This window comes from Variovorax paradoxus (assembly GCF_024734665.1).
In the GTDB taxonomy this organism is placed as follows: Bacteria; Pseudomonadota; Gammaproteobacteria; order Burkholderiales; family Burkholderiaceae_C; genus Variovorax.
Genome location: NZ_CP102931.1, coordinates 5,526,349 through 5,540,167, shown reverse-complemented (window position 1 = coordinate 5,540,167; position 13,819 = coordinate 5,526,349). Strand labels below are relative to the sequence as shown.

The window sequence follows — 13,819 nt, the reverse complement described above, 5'->3', positions numbered from 1 at the left end:
TAAACCGGCCTGAAATCCGCCGGAAACCTGGCCCAGCCCTGAAAAATCGGCCCGTCAGTGCAGCATGACCCTGGCCGCCGTCGCCAGGAAGTGCGCCAGCGGCGGCGTTTGCAGCCCTTCGACCTTCGCCTCTTCGTCCCACAGCCGAAGCTGCACCGCGTCGCCCGACCAGCGGTGCGTGGCAAAGCGCTGAGCCGTTTCCGCGTCCATCACACCGCCCTGCAGGGCCAGGCTGCGCACCGAATCGGGCGAGAGCTTCGAGAAATAGTCGGGCCGCGTGGCGCACAGGTAGCGCTTGGCATCCACATGCAGGCGGATCGGCTCGCGCACTTCGATGTCGAAGGCGCCGCGCAACAGTGGCAATGCGATGTATTGATGGCGGTCGTCGATACCCAGTTGGGTAGGAGACTGCGATAGCGTCTGGTGCTCGGCGATCAGCAGGTGGCCCAGGTCATGCAGCAGCGCGGCGGTGACCAGTGAATCGCTCGCACCGGCCTGCTCCGCGAGCCAGGCGCATTGCAGCGCGTGTTCGAGCTGGGACACGGGCTCGCCCGCGTACGCGACTCCACCGCGCTCAGCGAACAGGCGGGCGATCTCGGCAAGGTCGAGTGTCATGAAAGCGAGGCGAAAACGCAGGGAATAACTCCGGTAGCTTGACCTGACGCAATGACATGCGGATGACGAGACCATCGTGAAATCGCCGGCCTCTGGTGCATTTTTGGGCACTTGGGTGTTTTTGGGGCATATGACAAATTCCTGTCACATGCCGGTGCCAGCATCGCCCGCATTCGCTGAACGGCACTTGCGTACTTTCGCTTGCCTGTTCGTGTGTCCCGCATCGCGTCCTTTCTATTTTTCCCAAGGGGAACCTCCACCATGCTGCACCGTCAACTCCGCTGGGCCTTCGTGCCGGCCGCCCTGTTCTCGCTGGCTTTCGCCGCATCGGCCCAGGGCCGCACCGAGCTGCTGGTCTACACCGCGCTCGAAGCCGACCAGGTGCAGACCTACAAGGCTGCATTCGAAAAGGAGAACCCGAGCATCGAGCTGAAGTTCGTGCGCGACTCGACCGGCATCGTCACCGCCAAGCTGCTGGCCGAAAAGGCCAACCCGCAGGCCGACGTGGTGTGGGGCCTGGCCGCCACCTCGCTGATGCTGCTCGACAAGGAAGGCATGCTCCAGCCCTACGCGCCCAAGGGCCTCGACGCCATCAAGCCGACCATGCGCGATGCCGCCAACCCTCCCAAGTGGGTCGGCATGGACGTGTGGTCCTCGGCCATCTGCTTCAACACCGCCGAAGCGCAAAAGAAGAACCTGCCCAAGCCCACCAGCTGGGCCGACCTGACCAACCCGGTCTACAAGGGCCAGATCACCATGCCCAACCCGGCCGCCTCGGGCACTGGCTACCTGATGGTGTCGGGCTGGATCCAGATGATGGGTGAAGAAAAAGCGTGGAAGTACATGGACGCGCTGCACCAGAACATCGGCATCTACAGCCAGTCGGGCAGCAAGCCCTGCCGCCAGGCCGGTGCAGGCGAATTCGCGCTCGGCATGTCCTTCGAATACCGCGCCAACAAGACCAAGCGCGACGGCGCTCCCATCGACATCGTGCTGCCGAAGGAAGGCCTGGGCTGGGACATGGAAGCCACCGGCATCATGAAGACCAGCAAGAAGCAGGACGCCGCCAAGGCGCTCGCCGACTGGGCCGTGACCAAGCAGGCCAACGAGCTGTATGCCAAGAACTTCGCCGTGCTCGCACTGCCCGGCATCCAGGAAAAGCTCGAATTCGTGCCGGGTGACGTCGAGAAGCTGCTCGCCAAGAACGACTTCAACTGGGCGGCAGCCAACCGCGACCGCATCCTGACGGAGTGGTCGAAGCGCTACGAGTCCAAGTCGGAAAAGAAGCCGCTTTGATCCTGTTGTTGAAGCCAAGCAGTACCCGGTCATGACGAGCAGCAGCTTTCTTTCCCTCCGCGGCATCGGCAAGTCCTTTGGCGCCACACGCGTGCTCGACGGCATCGATCTCGACATCGAGCCCGGCGAGTTCGTGTGCCTGCTCGGCCCCTCGGGCTGCGGCAAGACCACGCTGCTGCGCATCGTCTGCGGCATCGAGCGCGCCGACAGCGGCCAGATCCTGCTCGGCGGCCAGGACATCGCGGGCCTGCCGCCCGCGGCGCGTGGCTTCGGCGTGGTGTTCCAGTCGTACGCGCTGTTTCCCAATCTGACCGCTGCGCAGAACATCGCCTACGGCCTGCACCCCACGGGCGCACTGGCTCGCGAGATGGCCAAGCGCTCACGCGAAATGCTCGACCTCGTCGGCCTCACCGCGCATGCTGACAAGTACCCGGTGCAGCTCTCTGGCGGCCAGCAGCAGCGCATTGCACTGGCGCGCGCACTCGCGCCCAATCCGCGCCTGCTGCTGCTCGACGAGCCGCTCTCGGCGCTCGACGCGCAGGTGCGCGCCAGCCTGCGCAGCGAAATCCGCGCGCTGCAGAAACGCCTGGGCATCGTCACCATCATGGTCACGCACGACCAGGAAGAAGCCCTCTCGATGGCCGACCGCGTGGTGCTGATGCACAACGGCCGCATCGAGCAGGCCGGCACGCCCGACGAGCTGTACCGCCAGCCGCGTACCCGCTTCGTGGCCGGCTTCGTGGGCCGCATGAACATGCTGCCGGCCACCGTGCTGGCCGACGGCAAGGTGCGCGTGCGCGACAGCGAGCTGTTCTGTGCACCCGGCAGCCTCAGCGTCGGGTCGCAGGCAACCGTGGGCATCCGGCCCGAGCACGTGGTCGTGAAGCGCTTCGGTACCGAGCTTGGCGCCAACAGCTTTGCGGCACGCCTGCTCGACACCGAGTTCTTCGGCAACCGCACCTCGGCCCGTCTGGCCTGCGAGCCGCTGGGCATCGAGATCGAGGCCGAGCTGCCCGCCGATGCGCGCGGCGGCGGCAGCGATCCGCTGGTGCCCAGCAGCATGGTGCATATCCAGCTGCCCCTGAACGCGCTGTCGGTCCTGGCGAACTGAGCATGAGCAGTTCTCCCGACGCCATCGCCGTTGTGCCGGTGGTGGTGGCGCGCGCCAGCGCATTCGACCGCGAGCGCTGGCTGACGGGCGCGGCCGTGTTGCTGGTCGTGCTGCTGCTGGTGGTGATCGTCGCGCTGCCGGTCGGCGCGCTGGTCGGCCAGAGCTTCTTCGACCACGCGGGCGCGTTCGTGGGCCTTGCCAACTTCGCGCGCTACCTCGACAACCCGGCGCTGGTGCAGTCGGCCTTCAACAGCCTGGGGCTCGCGGCCCTCAGTGCCGTGATCTGCACGGGCATCGCCTACGTGTACGCCTACGGGCTCACGCTGTCGTGCATGCCGGCCAAGGGCCTGCTGCGCGCGGTGGCGCTGGTGCCGCTGCTGGCGCCTTCGCTGCTGCCCGCGATCAGCCTTGTCTACCTGTTTGGCAACCAGGGCCTGTTCAAGGGGCTGCTGGGGGGCGCGTCGATCTACGGCCCGCTGGGCATCGTGCTCGGCTCGGTGTTCTGGACGCTGCCGCATGCGCTGCTGATTCTCACCACCGCCATGGCCACCTCCGACGGCCGGCTCTACGAGGCCGCGCAGACGCTGGGCGCCTCGCGCTGGCGCATCTTCCGCACGGTGACGCTGCCGGCCTCGCGCTACGGCCTGATCGTGGCCGCGATGGTGGTGTTCGTGCTGGTCATCACCGACTTCGGCGTGCCGAAGGTGGTGGGCGGCCAGACCGGCGTGCTCGCGACCGACATCTACAAGCAGGTGGTCGGGCAGCAGAACTTCCAGATGGGCGCGGTGGTCGGCCTTGTGCTGCTGATTCCGGCGGTGCTGTCGTTCCTGGTCGAGCGCCATGTGCGCAGCAAGCAGGCGGCGGCGCTGTCGGCGCGTGCCACGCCCTACCAGCCAGAGCCGGTGAAGTTGCGCGACCGCGCACTGCTGGCCTTCTGCGTGCTCACGGCCTGCGGCATCCTGGTGATGATCGGCATGGCGGTGTTCGCCTCGCTGGCCACCTTCTGGCCCTACAACCTCGTGCCGTCGTTCAAGAACTACGACTTCAGCAACATGGACGGGGGCGGCTGGGGCAGCTACTTCAACTCGCTGCGGTTGGCCGTGTGCGCGGCGGTGGCGGGTGCGTTCATCACCTTCATCTCGGCATATCTGGTCGAGAAGCCGCGCCATTTCGGCCTGCTGCGCGAGCTGCTGAACCTGCTGGCCAACCTGCCGCTCGCGGTGCCGGGGCTGGTGCTGGGCGTGGGCTACATCTTCTTCTTCATCTCGCCTTCGAACCCGCTGCGCGCCATCTACGGCAGCATGACCATCCTCGTGGTGTGCACGGTGGCGCACTTCTTCTCGGTGGCGCACCTGACCTCGCTCACTGCGCTGCGCCAGCTCGACCGCGAATACGAGCTGGTGTCCGAGTCAATGGGCGTGCCGTTCTGGCGCACGCTATGGCGCGTGCACCTGCCGGTGGCGCTGCCGACCGTGCTGAACGTGGGCGGCTATTTCTTCGTCAATGCGATGACGACCGTGTCGGCCGTCGTGTTCCTCTACTCGCCGCAGACCACGCTCGCCGCCATCGCCGTGCTCAACATGGACGACGCCGGCGACGTCGCGCCCGCCGCCGCCATGGCCTCGCTGATCATGCTCACTGCCGCCATCGGCCGGGGCGTGTTCGCGCTGGCGGGGCAGTGGACGCTCAAGCGCACGCAGGCCTGGAGACAACGATGATCGCTGCCCCCGCACACGACCCGGACAGCTTCGATCTCATCGTGGTCGGCGCCGGCATCGTCGGTCTGGCCCACGCCTACAGCGCCGTGCAGCGCGGCCTCAAGGTCTGCGTAGTCGAGCGTGATGCAGCCTGCATCGGCGCTTCGATCCGCAACTTCGGCTTCATCACCATCACTGGCCAGGCGCCGGGCGACATGTGGCGCCGCGCGATGCATTCCCGCGGTGTGTGGAACGAGGTCGCGCCGCAGGCCGGCATCGAGGTCGTGCACCGCAACCTCTGGCTCGCGGCCTATCGCCCCGAGGCGCACGATGTGCTCGAAGCCTTCATGCGCACGCCGATGGGCAAGGGCTGCGAACTGCTCGACGCCGCCGATGCGCAGGCCAAGGCGCCGACGCTGAGCCTGGCGGATGCGCGCTCGGTGCTTTTCAGCCCGCACGAACTGCGCGTCGAATCGCGCACCGCCATCGGCCTGCTGACCAAGTGGCTGGCCGAGGTGCACGGCGTGACGTTCCGTTTCAGCGAAGCCGTGCTCGAAGTCGAAACGCCCCGCGTGCGCACCTCGCGCGGCACGCTGCATGCCGCGCGCGTGGTGGTCTGCACCAACACCGACCTGCACGGCCTGTTCGCCGACCGCATTGCCGCACACGAGCTCACGCTGTGCCGCCTGCAGATGCTGCGCGTGAAGCCCGAAGCGGGCTTTCGTCTGCCGGGCTCCGTGATGATGGACCTGAGCCTCGTGCGCTACGAGGGCTACAGCACGCTGCCCGAAGCCGCCGCGCTGCGCGCACGCCTGCAGCAGGAAGAGGCCGCATCGCTCGCTCACGGCATCCACCTGATCGTGGTGCAGAGCGCCGACGGCTCGCTGGTGGTCGGCGACTCGCACCACTACGCCGACGCGCCCGAGCCCTTCGCGATGGAGGAGGTCGACCAGCTCATCTTGCACCACCTGCGCAGCACGCTGAACCTCGAGGCCGCGCAGATCACCGAGCGCTGGACCGGCGTGTACCCCTCATCGAAGACCACGCCCTGCGTGATCGACGCGCCCGACGACGCGACGCGCGTGGTGCTGGTCACCAGCGGCAGTGGGGCGAGCACCGGTTTCGGCATTGCGCACGACGTCTTCAACGCATGGTGACGGCTGCAAGGCCGTTGCCTTCCTTCCGAACCTCTTCATCTCAGCCGCCATGAACGCCCACAACCACTCCCAGCTCCAGGCCGTCGTCTTCGACTGGGCCGGCACCATCCTCGATTTCGGCTCCTGCGCACCCATGGGTGCCTTCGTGAAGCTTTTCGAGCAGTTCGGCATAGACATCACCATCGCGGAGGCGCGTGGCCCGATGGGCGTGGCCAAGTGGGACCACATCAAGGCGCTGGGCACGCTGCCGCGCATCAATGCGCAGTGGGAAGCAAAGCACGGCAATGCGTTCAACGACGCCGATGCCGACAAGCTGTACGAAATCTTCACGCCCATGAACGCAGCCAGCGCGCGCGACCACGCCGACTTCATTCCGGGCGCGCTCGAAGCGGTCGGCGTGCTGCGCCGGCGCGGCCTGAAGATCGGCTCCACCACCGGCTACAACCGCCCGATCATGGAAGTGGTCGTGCCTATCGCCGCGGCCGGCGGTTATGCACCAGACAACCTCGTGTGCGGCGGCGACCTGGCCGAAGGCCGCCCATCGCCGCTCATGATGTACCGCTGCTTCGCCGACCTCGGTGTGTGGCCGCCGCACACCGTGGTGAAGGTCGACGACACCGGTGTCGGCCTGCAGGAAGGCCTCAACGCGGGCACCTGGGCCGTGGGCGTGGCTGTCAGCGGCAACGTGAACGGTCTCACGCTGGCCGAATGGCAGGCGCTCGACACCAACCAGCAGCAGGAGCGCCGCGCACGCGCCACCGCCGAGCTCGAAGCTGCCGGCGCGCACTACGTGATCGACAGCGTGGCAGACCTGCCGCAGGTGCTGGAAGACATCGAGCGGCGGCTGCAGCGCGGTGAGCGGCCTGTCGTCGCCTGACCTGTAGCCAGAAGAGGCAGCGTCCGACCTGACCGGGCTCTTCGCGTGCCTCGCGTTTTCGCGTCACGGGGTATCCTCGTCGCGGAGACAAAAATGAAGACAAACGAGACAACCGCCCATCAGGCGGATTCACGCTACGCCATGGTGCGCCTGGGCCTCACGCTGCTGGTCATGACGGTCGGCAGCAGCGGCATGTACGTGGTGTCGGTGATGCTGCCCGCGGTGCAGGCCGAGTTCGGCGTCGCGCGCGCAGATGCCTCGCTGCCCTACACGCTGCTGATGCTGGGCTTCGGCTTCGGCGGCGTGCTGATGGGCAAGCTGGCCGACCGTGTCGGCGTGATGCGGCCGCTGCTGATGGGCTCGGTGTTTCTCGGCGCGGGGTACATCGCGACTGGCCTCTCGGGCGGTATCGAGTCATTCACCATCGCGCAGGCGCTGCTGGTCGGCCTGCTCGGCAGCTCCGTGGCTTTTGCGCCGCTGGTGGCCGACACCTCGCTGTGGTTCGTCAAGCGGCGCGGCATCGCGGTGGCGGTGTGCGCGAGCGGCAACTATCTGGCGGGCGCGGTGTGGCCGCCGATCGCGCAGCACTTCGTCGAGACGGTAGGCTGGCGCCAGACCTACATCGGCATGGGCATCTTCTGCGGCCTGACGATGGCGCTGCTCGCCCTGTTCTTCCGCGCGCGGCCGCCCGCGCTGGCCGATGTACCGCCCGCCAACGCTTCGAACAGGGCCGCGGTGCGCGACATGACGCGCCCCTTTGGCCTGAGCATGGGTGCGGCGCAGAGCCTGCTGTGCGTTGCCGGCGTGGCCTGCTGCGTGGCGATGGCGATGCCGCAGGTGCACATCGTGGCCTACTGCGGTGACCTGGGCTACGGGCCGGCGCAGGGCGCGATGATGCTGTCGCTGATGCTGGGCTTCGGCATCGTGAGCCGGCTGGCGTCGGGCGCCATCTGCGACCGCATCGGCGGGCTGCGCACGCTGCTGCTGGGCGGCTTGCTGCAGTGCGTGGCGCTGCTGCTGTTTTTGCCCTTCGACGGGCTGGTGCCGCTCTACGTGATCTCGGCGCTGTTCGGGCTGTTCCAGGGCGGCATCGTGCCGTCGTACGCGATCATCGTGCGCGAGCACTTTCCGCCGAAGGAGGCGGGGGCGCGCGTGGGCACGGTGCTGATGTTCACGCTGTTCGGCATGGCGCTGGGCGGGTGGATGTCGGGCAAGGTGTTCGACCTCACGGGCAGCTACCACGCGGCCTTTCTGAACGGCATCGGCTGGAACCTGGTGAACGTGAGCATCGCGGCCTTCCTGCTGTTCAGGACGCTTCGGCAGCCAGGCGGCCGAGTGTCTGCATTGCCTGCTCGCTGAGCGTGCTCCACGGATGGCCGTAGTTCAGCCGCAGGCAGTTGGTGAAGGCGCGCGTGGCCGAGAAGATCGGACCGGGCGCGACGCTGATGCCCAGCTCCAGCGCCTTGCGGTGAATCTCCAGAGCGTTCGCCCGCGCAGGCAGCTCGACCCACAGGAAGTACCCACCCAGCGGTCGCGTCGCGTGCGTGCCCGGCGGAAAGTAATGGCCCACGGCCTGCGCGAAGGTGGCCTGCTGCATCGCCAGCGTCTGCCGCAGCTTGCGCAGGTGTTTGTCGAGCCCGCCCTTTTCGAGGTAACCCGCGAGCGCGAGCTGCGCTGGCGCCGAAGTGCTGAGCGTGGTCGTGAGCTTCTGCCGTGCGACCTTGCGCGCGAAACGTCCGGCCGAGGTCCAGCCGATGCGATAGCCGGGCGCCAGGCACTTCGAGAACGAAGAGCAGTGCAGCACCAGCCCCTGCGTGTCGAAGGCCTTGGCCGGCGCGGGACGGCGCTCGCCGAAGTAGAGCTCTGCGTACACGTCGTCCTCGATCAGAGGCAGTTCGTGCCGCGCGAGCAGCTCCACCAGCGCCTTCTTCTTCGCATCGGGCATCAGGCTGCCGAGCGGGTTCTGGAATGTGGTCATGAGCCAGCACGCGGTGGGTTTGTGCGCCGCGATGGCCAGCTCCAGCGCTTCGAGGTCGATGCCTTCGCCCGGATGCGTCGGCACCTCGATGGCCCGCAGGCCCATGCGCTCCAGCGCCTGCAGCGCCGCGTAGAAGGTGGGCGACTCGACGATCACCGCGTCGCCCGGCCGCGTGACCGCCGCGAGGCAGAGGTTGAGCGCTTCGAGCGCGCCGTTGGTAATGACGATCTCGTCAGCCGGCACCGGCATGCCGTCAGCCAGGTAGCGCAGCGCGATCTGCCGGCGCAGCGCCGCGCTGCCGGGCGTGAGGTCGTCCACCGTGCTCCATGGGTCGAGCGACTTGGCGCTTGCGGCCATGAATTGCCCGAGCCGCGCCAGCGGAAACAGCAGGGGGCTCGGAAAGGCCGAGCCGAAGGGCACGACCTTGCGCGACATGCTGGCCTCGAGGATGTCGAACACCTTGTCGCTCACATCGAGCGACAGCGGCCCGTCTGCCGGGCGTGAGGTGTGGGTGGACTCGGGCGGCGCATCGCGCAGGCCGCCGCCGGTCACGTAATAGCCCGAGCGGTCGCGTGCGCGCACCAGCCCGCGCGCCTCCAGCAGGTAGTAGGCCTGGAACACGGTTGATGCGCTGACCCCGCGGCTCTGCCCGGTGTGGCGCACCGAGGGCAGGCGGTCGCCGGTCTTCAGGGTGCCGCTGCGGATCGAGGCCTCGATGTCGGCGGCCAGGGCTTCATACCTTTTCATCGGCTTCATCGCAGGGGGTTCTTCATTCGGCAGCACTTTATCTGCACCGGTCAATTGGTGCGGATCTGCATCTGTTTTTTCTGGCCTGCCTGGTCCACACTCGACCCCATGTCGAATCTCATGCGCGCGGTGCGCGCCGTTCTCTGGAGTTTCATCGGGCTGGGCGGCCGCCGCGCCGACGCCGACAAGCGGACCGCGCAAGTCGGCATCCTGCCGCTGATAGGCGTGGCGTTCGTGATGGTGCTGCTGCTGATCGCGGGGCTGCTGGCACTGGCGCACTACGCTGCCGGCACATGAAGCTGCGCATCCGCCTCGCCGTTGCCGGGCTGCTGCTCGCCGTGCAGGGCATGGCGGGTGCCGCGACGCCGGCCACGGTGCCCGACACCATCGAGCAGCGCGTGGCCGCCTGCATCGCCTGCCACGGCCGTGAGGGCGCGACCACCAACGCCGGCTACTTTCCGCGGCTGGCGGGCAAGCCGGCCGGCTACCTGTTCAACCAGCTCGTGAGCTTCAGGGACGGCCGGCGCTTCAACAGCGACATGGCGTACATGGTGCAGCACCTGTCGGATGCGTACCTGCGCGAGATGGCCGAATACTTCGCCGGGCTGCAGCTCCCTTACCCGCCGATTTCTCCCACCAGCGACGCGACGCCCGAACAGCTTCAGCGCGGCCGCCAGCTCGTGCGCGAAGGCGATGCCGCGCGCGGCATACCCGCCTGCGTGCAGTGCCACGGCGCGGCGCTCACGGGCGTGCAGCCGGCCATTCCGGGGCTGCTGGGGCTGCCGCGGCTGTATGTGTCGTCGCAGCTCGGCGCATGGCTCACGAGCGAGCGGCATGCACTGCCGCCCGACTGCATGGCCGACATCGGCCGGCGCATGAGCACCGCCGACATCAACGCCGTCGCGAGCTGGCTCGCCGTGCAGCCGATGCCGGCCGACACGAAGCCCGCGGCCTCGCTCCCCGCGCCGCTGCCCGTGACCTGCGGCGGCATGCCGAAGTGACGGAGTCGCGCCCATGAAACTCCGACACCTGGTCTGGACGCTGCTGATGCTGATCGTGCTCGGCGCAGCCGCCGCCGGCGGCATTGTGGCCATGAACCTGCGCGGCGAAGACCCGCTGCCCGCGCAAGCCGAAGCCTTCACCGCTACGCCGCAGCTCATCGAGCGCGGACGCTACCTCGCGCTGGCCGGCAACTGCGCGGGCTGCCACACCACGCGCGGTGGCCAGCCCTATGCGGGCGGCCTGCCGATAGAGACGCCCTTCGGCACCATCTATTCGAGCAACCTCACGCCCGACGACAAGGCTGGCATCGGCGGCTGGAGCAGCGCACACTTCTGGCGCGCGATGCACAACGGCCGCAGCAAGGACGGGCGGCTGCTGTACCCGGCGTTTCCGTACCCCAACTTCACGCAGGTGACGCGCGAGGATTCGGACGCGATCTACGCCTACCTGCGCAGCGTGCCGCCCGCAGCCGAGCCCAACAAGGCGCACCGGCTGCGCTTCCCCTACGACACGCAGGCGGCGCTGGCCGTGTGGCGCGTGCTGTCGTTCAAGCCCGAGCCCTTCGTGGCCAATGCCGGCAAGCCGGCCGAATGGAACCGGGGTGCCTATCTGGTCAACGGCCTGGGCCATTGCATCGCCTGCCACGGCAGCCGCAATTCGCTGGGCGCGACCGAAACGAAGCTGGGGCTTTCGGGCGGCCTCATCGCCGTCGAGAACTGGTACGCGCCGTCGCTCAACGATCCGCATGAAGCCGGCGTGGCCGATTGGCCCGCGGCCGACGTGGTCGCGCTGCTCAAGAGCGGCGTTGCACCGCGCGGCTCGGTCATGGGTCCGATGGCCGACGTGGTGTTCCGCAGCACGCAGTACCTGAGCGAGGCCGACCTGACGGCCATGGCGAGCTACCTGAAGGACCTGCCCGACGCACCGAAGCCCGAGGCCGATGCCGTTGTCGCGAAGGCCCCCATCCGCCGCGATGCCGGCACGATGACGCGCGGCGCGAAGATCTACGACCAGCGCTGCGCCTACTGCCATGGCGACCAGGGGCAGGGCGCGGCCGGCGCCTATCCGCCGCTCGCAGGCAACCGCGCCGTCAACATGGCTCGGCCCACCAACCTGATCCAGGTGATCGCACACGGGGGTTTCCTGCCCTCGACGCCCGGCAATCCGCGTCCCTACGGCATGCCGCCGTTCGGCCAGACGCTGGATGCGGCCGAGGTCGCGGCCGTGCTCACCTATGTGCGCGGCTCGTGGGGCAACGACAGCGCGCCCGTCACGCAGCTCGACACCATGCGCCGCTGAGCGGCGCCCGCATCTGCTTCAGATGTTCGTGCTCGAAGGGATGCGGCTCGGCAGCAGGTGCTCGTAGGGCCGCGTGCGCGTGGTGTTGCGCTGGCGGATGGTGGCTTCGATGCCTACGAGCGCGTTGCGAAAGCGCTCCAGCGGACCGCCTTGCCCGGCGATTGCCGGGTCGAGCAGCACCGGCAGATGCGGGAACACGTTGTCCTTGTACTCGCCCAGCGGTCGGTAGTACACGCCGCCGAGGATGTGGAACAGCAGGATCTGCTCCTGCGCCGCCAGCCGCGAAGGCAGCATCTGCGACCAGCTCGCCTCGTTCTGGCCCGCACTGCTCGTCGGTGCCGGCACGCCACCTGCTCCTGCGCTGAAGGGCGCATAGGTCATCACAGAGTACTGCGGGAAGTTCACCGCCGCATGCTGCGCGCTGGCGTTGAAGATGATCGCGGTCAGCACGTCGATGAGCTGTGCGCGCGTGGTGATCGGCCGAAAGCCGTGCACCTTGCCGCTGGTCGCGAGCTCGGTGGCCCAGGCCTTGAGCTCGTAGTCGCCGGTCACGTCGGCGTCGCTCAGGTAGTAGGTGGCCACGTAGTCGCCGACCCATTGCGCGATGGCGTTCCACACCAGCAGCGCGTCGTCGCGGTACGGGTAGTCGGGCAGCGCCGCCGTGTCGTCCACGCCGCGCGTGCGCAGGTCGTTGGGCAGCATCATGCGGTCGTAGAAGTCGTAGGCCAGCCGGTCGCGCCCGCACTGCTGCTGCAGCGTCTCGATGGGCGCGGTGAGGATCACGTCGCCCGTGGTCAGCGGCGCCATGATGATCAGCGTCGCGAACTCGTTGATGAACATCGCGCCCTCCAGGTGCGGCGACAGCAGCCGGCTCAGCGGATGCGCGGTCGCGAACTGGCGCTGCGTGGCCATCGTGAAGGCCTCCGACATCAGGTGCGTGCGGCCCAGGTGCACGAACATCTCGTGGTAGTTGAAGTCAGCCACCTGCACCGCGGTCTTGGCCGATTGCCAGGCCCAGTAGGCCTCGGCGTTGGCGGTGTCGTCCACGCGCAGGAAGATCGGGCTCAGCGTCGGGTCTTGCCCGCACTGGATCGCGACCGGCACCAGCGAGCGGCCGGTCTTCGGCCGCGCGAACAGTGCGAGCGGCGCGTGGATGTAGGCGGTGCCCGTGAGAGGCTTGACCTGCGGGCCAGCCGGCGCCATGTCTCCCAGGCCTTCGTAGTCGAGCAGGTAGAGCCGGCCTGAGGCGGCCGCATCGGCAAGGCTGTCGCCGGCGCCCATCACCTGCCGGTACTGTGCGTCGCCCAGCGGAAACTTCGCCGGCAGCGCCGTCGCACGCTGGATCAGCATCGGGTTGGGCCCGGACACGCGCATGGCAGCGAACAGGTCGTTGTCGTGCAGCAGCTGCGAGATGGCCGGCTTCTCGATGGTGACGAACAGCGCGTCGTACTGCGCCACCGTCTTCGGTCCGTTCAGCGCGCCCAGCGGGCCTTGCGACAGCAGGTCGTGGTGAATCTGCTTGAGCTGCGTGGCGATGTCGCCCGCCGTGCCCGTGAGCGTGCCCAGCAGGTTCAGCACCGTTGCCGGCAGAGTCGCCAGTCCGCCGTTGGCCGCCAGCAGCTGGTCGAAGCTGGCCTGCAGGCCGGCCAGGCGCGTGCGCAGGTTGTCGAGCGACTGCAGGCTGCCCGAGGCCAGCGCGCTGGTGGCGAACGAGGCCGCGAAATTGGTGACGGCCTCCAGGGCCTTCGCGATGGTCTTGAGCTGGTGCTCGAGCGCCGGCAGTTCGGTCGCCGGCACCGCCGCGCCCATCGGCACGCCGGCCAGGTTGATGTGCGATTCGGTCCAGAGGTAAGTCGCCTGCCGCCCCACCAGCTCGAGCCGCCGCAGCGTGGCGCTGATCGGGTCGATCTTCTGCGGCAGCGTGGGCTTGAGCACCGGCAGGGCTGCCGATGCGATGGAGGGTTTGCCGGCCAGCAGGCCGAGGCCGCCCGCCGAGGCGGACCATTTGAGGATGTCTCTGCGCTTCATCGGGGAGTTCCC

12 protein-coding genes are annotated in these 13,819 nt (G+C 68.1%); 9 read left to right on the top strand and 3 right to left on the bottom strand.

What is annotated here, in order from left to right:
- Positions 1-54 precede the first annotated feature (54 nt).
- The gene (locus NWF24_RS26195; protein WP_258351091.1) at positions 55-615 is read right to left on the bottom strand and encodes a phosphonate degradation HD-domain oxygenase; all 561 of its coding nucleotides are present in this window, start codon (positions 613-615) and stop codon (positions 55-57) included.
- A gap of 261 nt (positions 616-876) precedes the next feature.
- Between NWF24_RS26195 and NWF24_RS26190 the strand changes: the two genes are divergently transcribed.
- The 6 genes from NWF24_RS26190 (at position 877) to NWF24_RS26165 (ending at position 8,112) form a co-directional block, all read left to right on the top strand.
- Entirely contained in the window at positions 877-1,911 is a 1,035-nt protein-coding gene (locus NWF24_RS26190) for a putative 2-aminoethylphosphonate ABC transporter substrate-binding protein (RefSeq protein WP_258351090.1), read from the top strand.
- A gap of 31 nt (positions 1,912-1,942) precedes the next feature.
- Positions 1,943-3,022 (top strand): ABC transporter ATP-binding protein, encoded by a 1,080-nt coding sequence (locus tag NWF24_RS26185; RefSeq protein WP_258351089.1) that lies wholly within the window; start codon positions 1,943-1,945, stop codon positions 3,020-3,022.
- Between the two features lie 2 nt (positions 3,023-3,024).
- Positions 3,025-4,740 (top strand): putative 2-aminoethylphosphonate ABC transporter permease subunit, encoded by a 1,716-nt coding sequence (locus NWF24_RS26180; protein WP_258351088.1) that lies wholly within the window; start codon positions 3,025-3,027, stop codon positions 4,738-4,740.
- Complete coding sequence (locus NWF24_RS26175; protein ID WP_258351087.1) at positions 4,737-5,876, top strand: TIGR03364 family FAD-dependent oxidoreductase; 1,140 nt, start codon at positions 4,737-4,739, stop codon at positions 5,874-5,876. The genes NWF24_RS26180 and NWF24_RS26175 overlap by 4 nt, the downstream gene beginning before the upstream one ends.
- 49 nt (positions 5,877-5,925) lie before the next feature.
- A complete protein-coding gene (gene phnX / locus NWF24_RS26170) occupies positions 5,926-6,753 on the top strand; it encodes a phosphonoacetaldehyde hydrolase (protein WP_258351086.1) in 828 nt (275 codons plus the stop codon).
- A gap of 93 nt (positions 6,754-6,846) precedes the next feature.
- Positions 6,847-8,112: an MFS transporter gene (locus NWF24_RS26165; protein WP_258351085.1), complete on the top strand. Its 1,266-nt coding sequence runs from the start codon at positions 6,847-6,849 to the stop codon at positions 8,110-8,112.
- Here the strand turns inward: NWF24_RS26165 and NWF24_RS26160 are convergent.
- Positions 8,060-9,478: an aminotransferase-like domain-containing protein gene (locus tag NWF24_RS26160; RefSeq protein ID WP_258355353.1), complete on the bottom strand. Its 1,419-nt coding sequence runs from the start codon at positions 9,476-9,478 to the stop codon at positions 8,060-8,062. The genes NWF24_RS26165 and NWF24_RS26160 overlap by 53 nt on opposite strands.
- Positions 9,479-9,586: 108 nt before the next feature.
- Between NWF24_RS26160 and NWF24_RS26155 the strand changes: the two genes are divergently transcribed.
- From NWF24_RS26155 to NWF24_RS26145, 3 genes are read left to right on the top strand one after another with little or no spacing between them, the layout of a single operon-like run.
- Positions 9,587-9,775, top strand: coding sequence for a DUF2970 domain-containing protein (locus NWF24_RS26155; protein ID WP_093050271.1), 189 nt, complete (start codon positions 9,587-9,589; stop codon positions 9,773-9,775).
- Positions 9,772-10,479, top strand: a complete 708-nt coding sequence (locus tag NWF24_RS26150; protein ID WP_258351084.1) for a c-type cytochrome — start codon at positions 9,772-9,774, stop codon at positions 10,477-10,479. The genes NWF24_RS26155 and NWF24_RS26150 overlap by 4 nt, the downstream gene beginning before the upstream one ends.
- 13 nt (positions 10,480-10,492) lie before the next feature.
- Complete coding sequence (locus NWF24_RS26145; protein WP_258351083.1) at positions 10,493-11,779, top strand: c-type cytochrome; 1,287 nt, start codon at positions 10,493-10,495, stop codon at positions 11,777-11,779.
- Between the two features lie 18 nt (positions 11,780-11,797).
- Here NWF24_RS26145 and NWF24_RS26140 read toward each other — a convergent pair whose 3' ends face one another.
- Positions 11,798-13,807: a lipoxygenase family protein gene (locus NWF24_RS26140; protein ID WP_258351082.1), complete on the bottom strand. Its 2,010-nt coding sequence runs from the start codon at positions 13,805-13,807 to the stop codon at positions 11,798-11,800.
- Positions 13,808-13,819 lie beyond the last annotated feature (12 nt).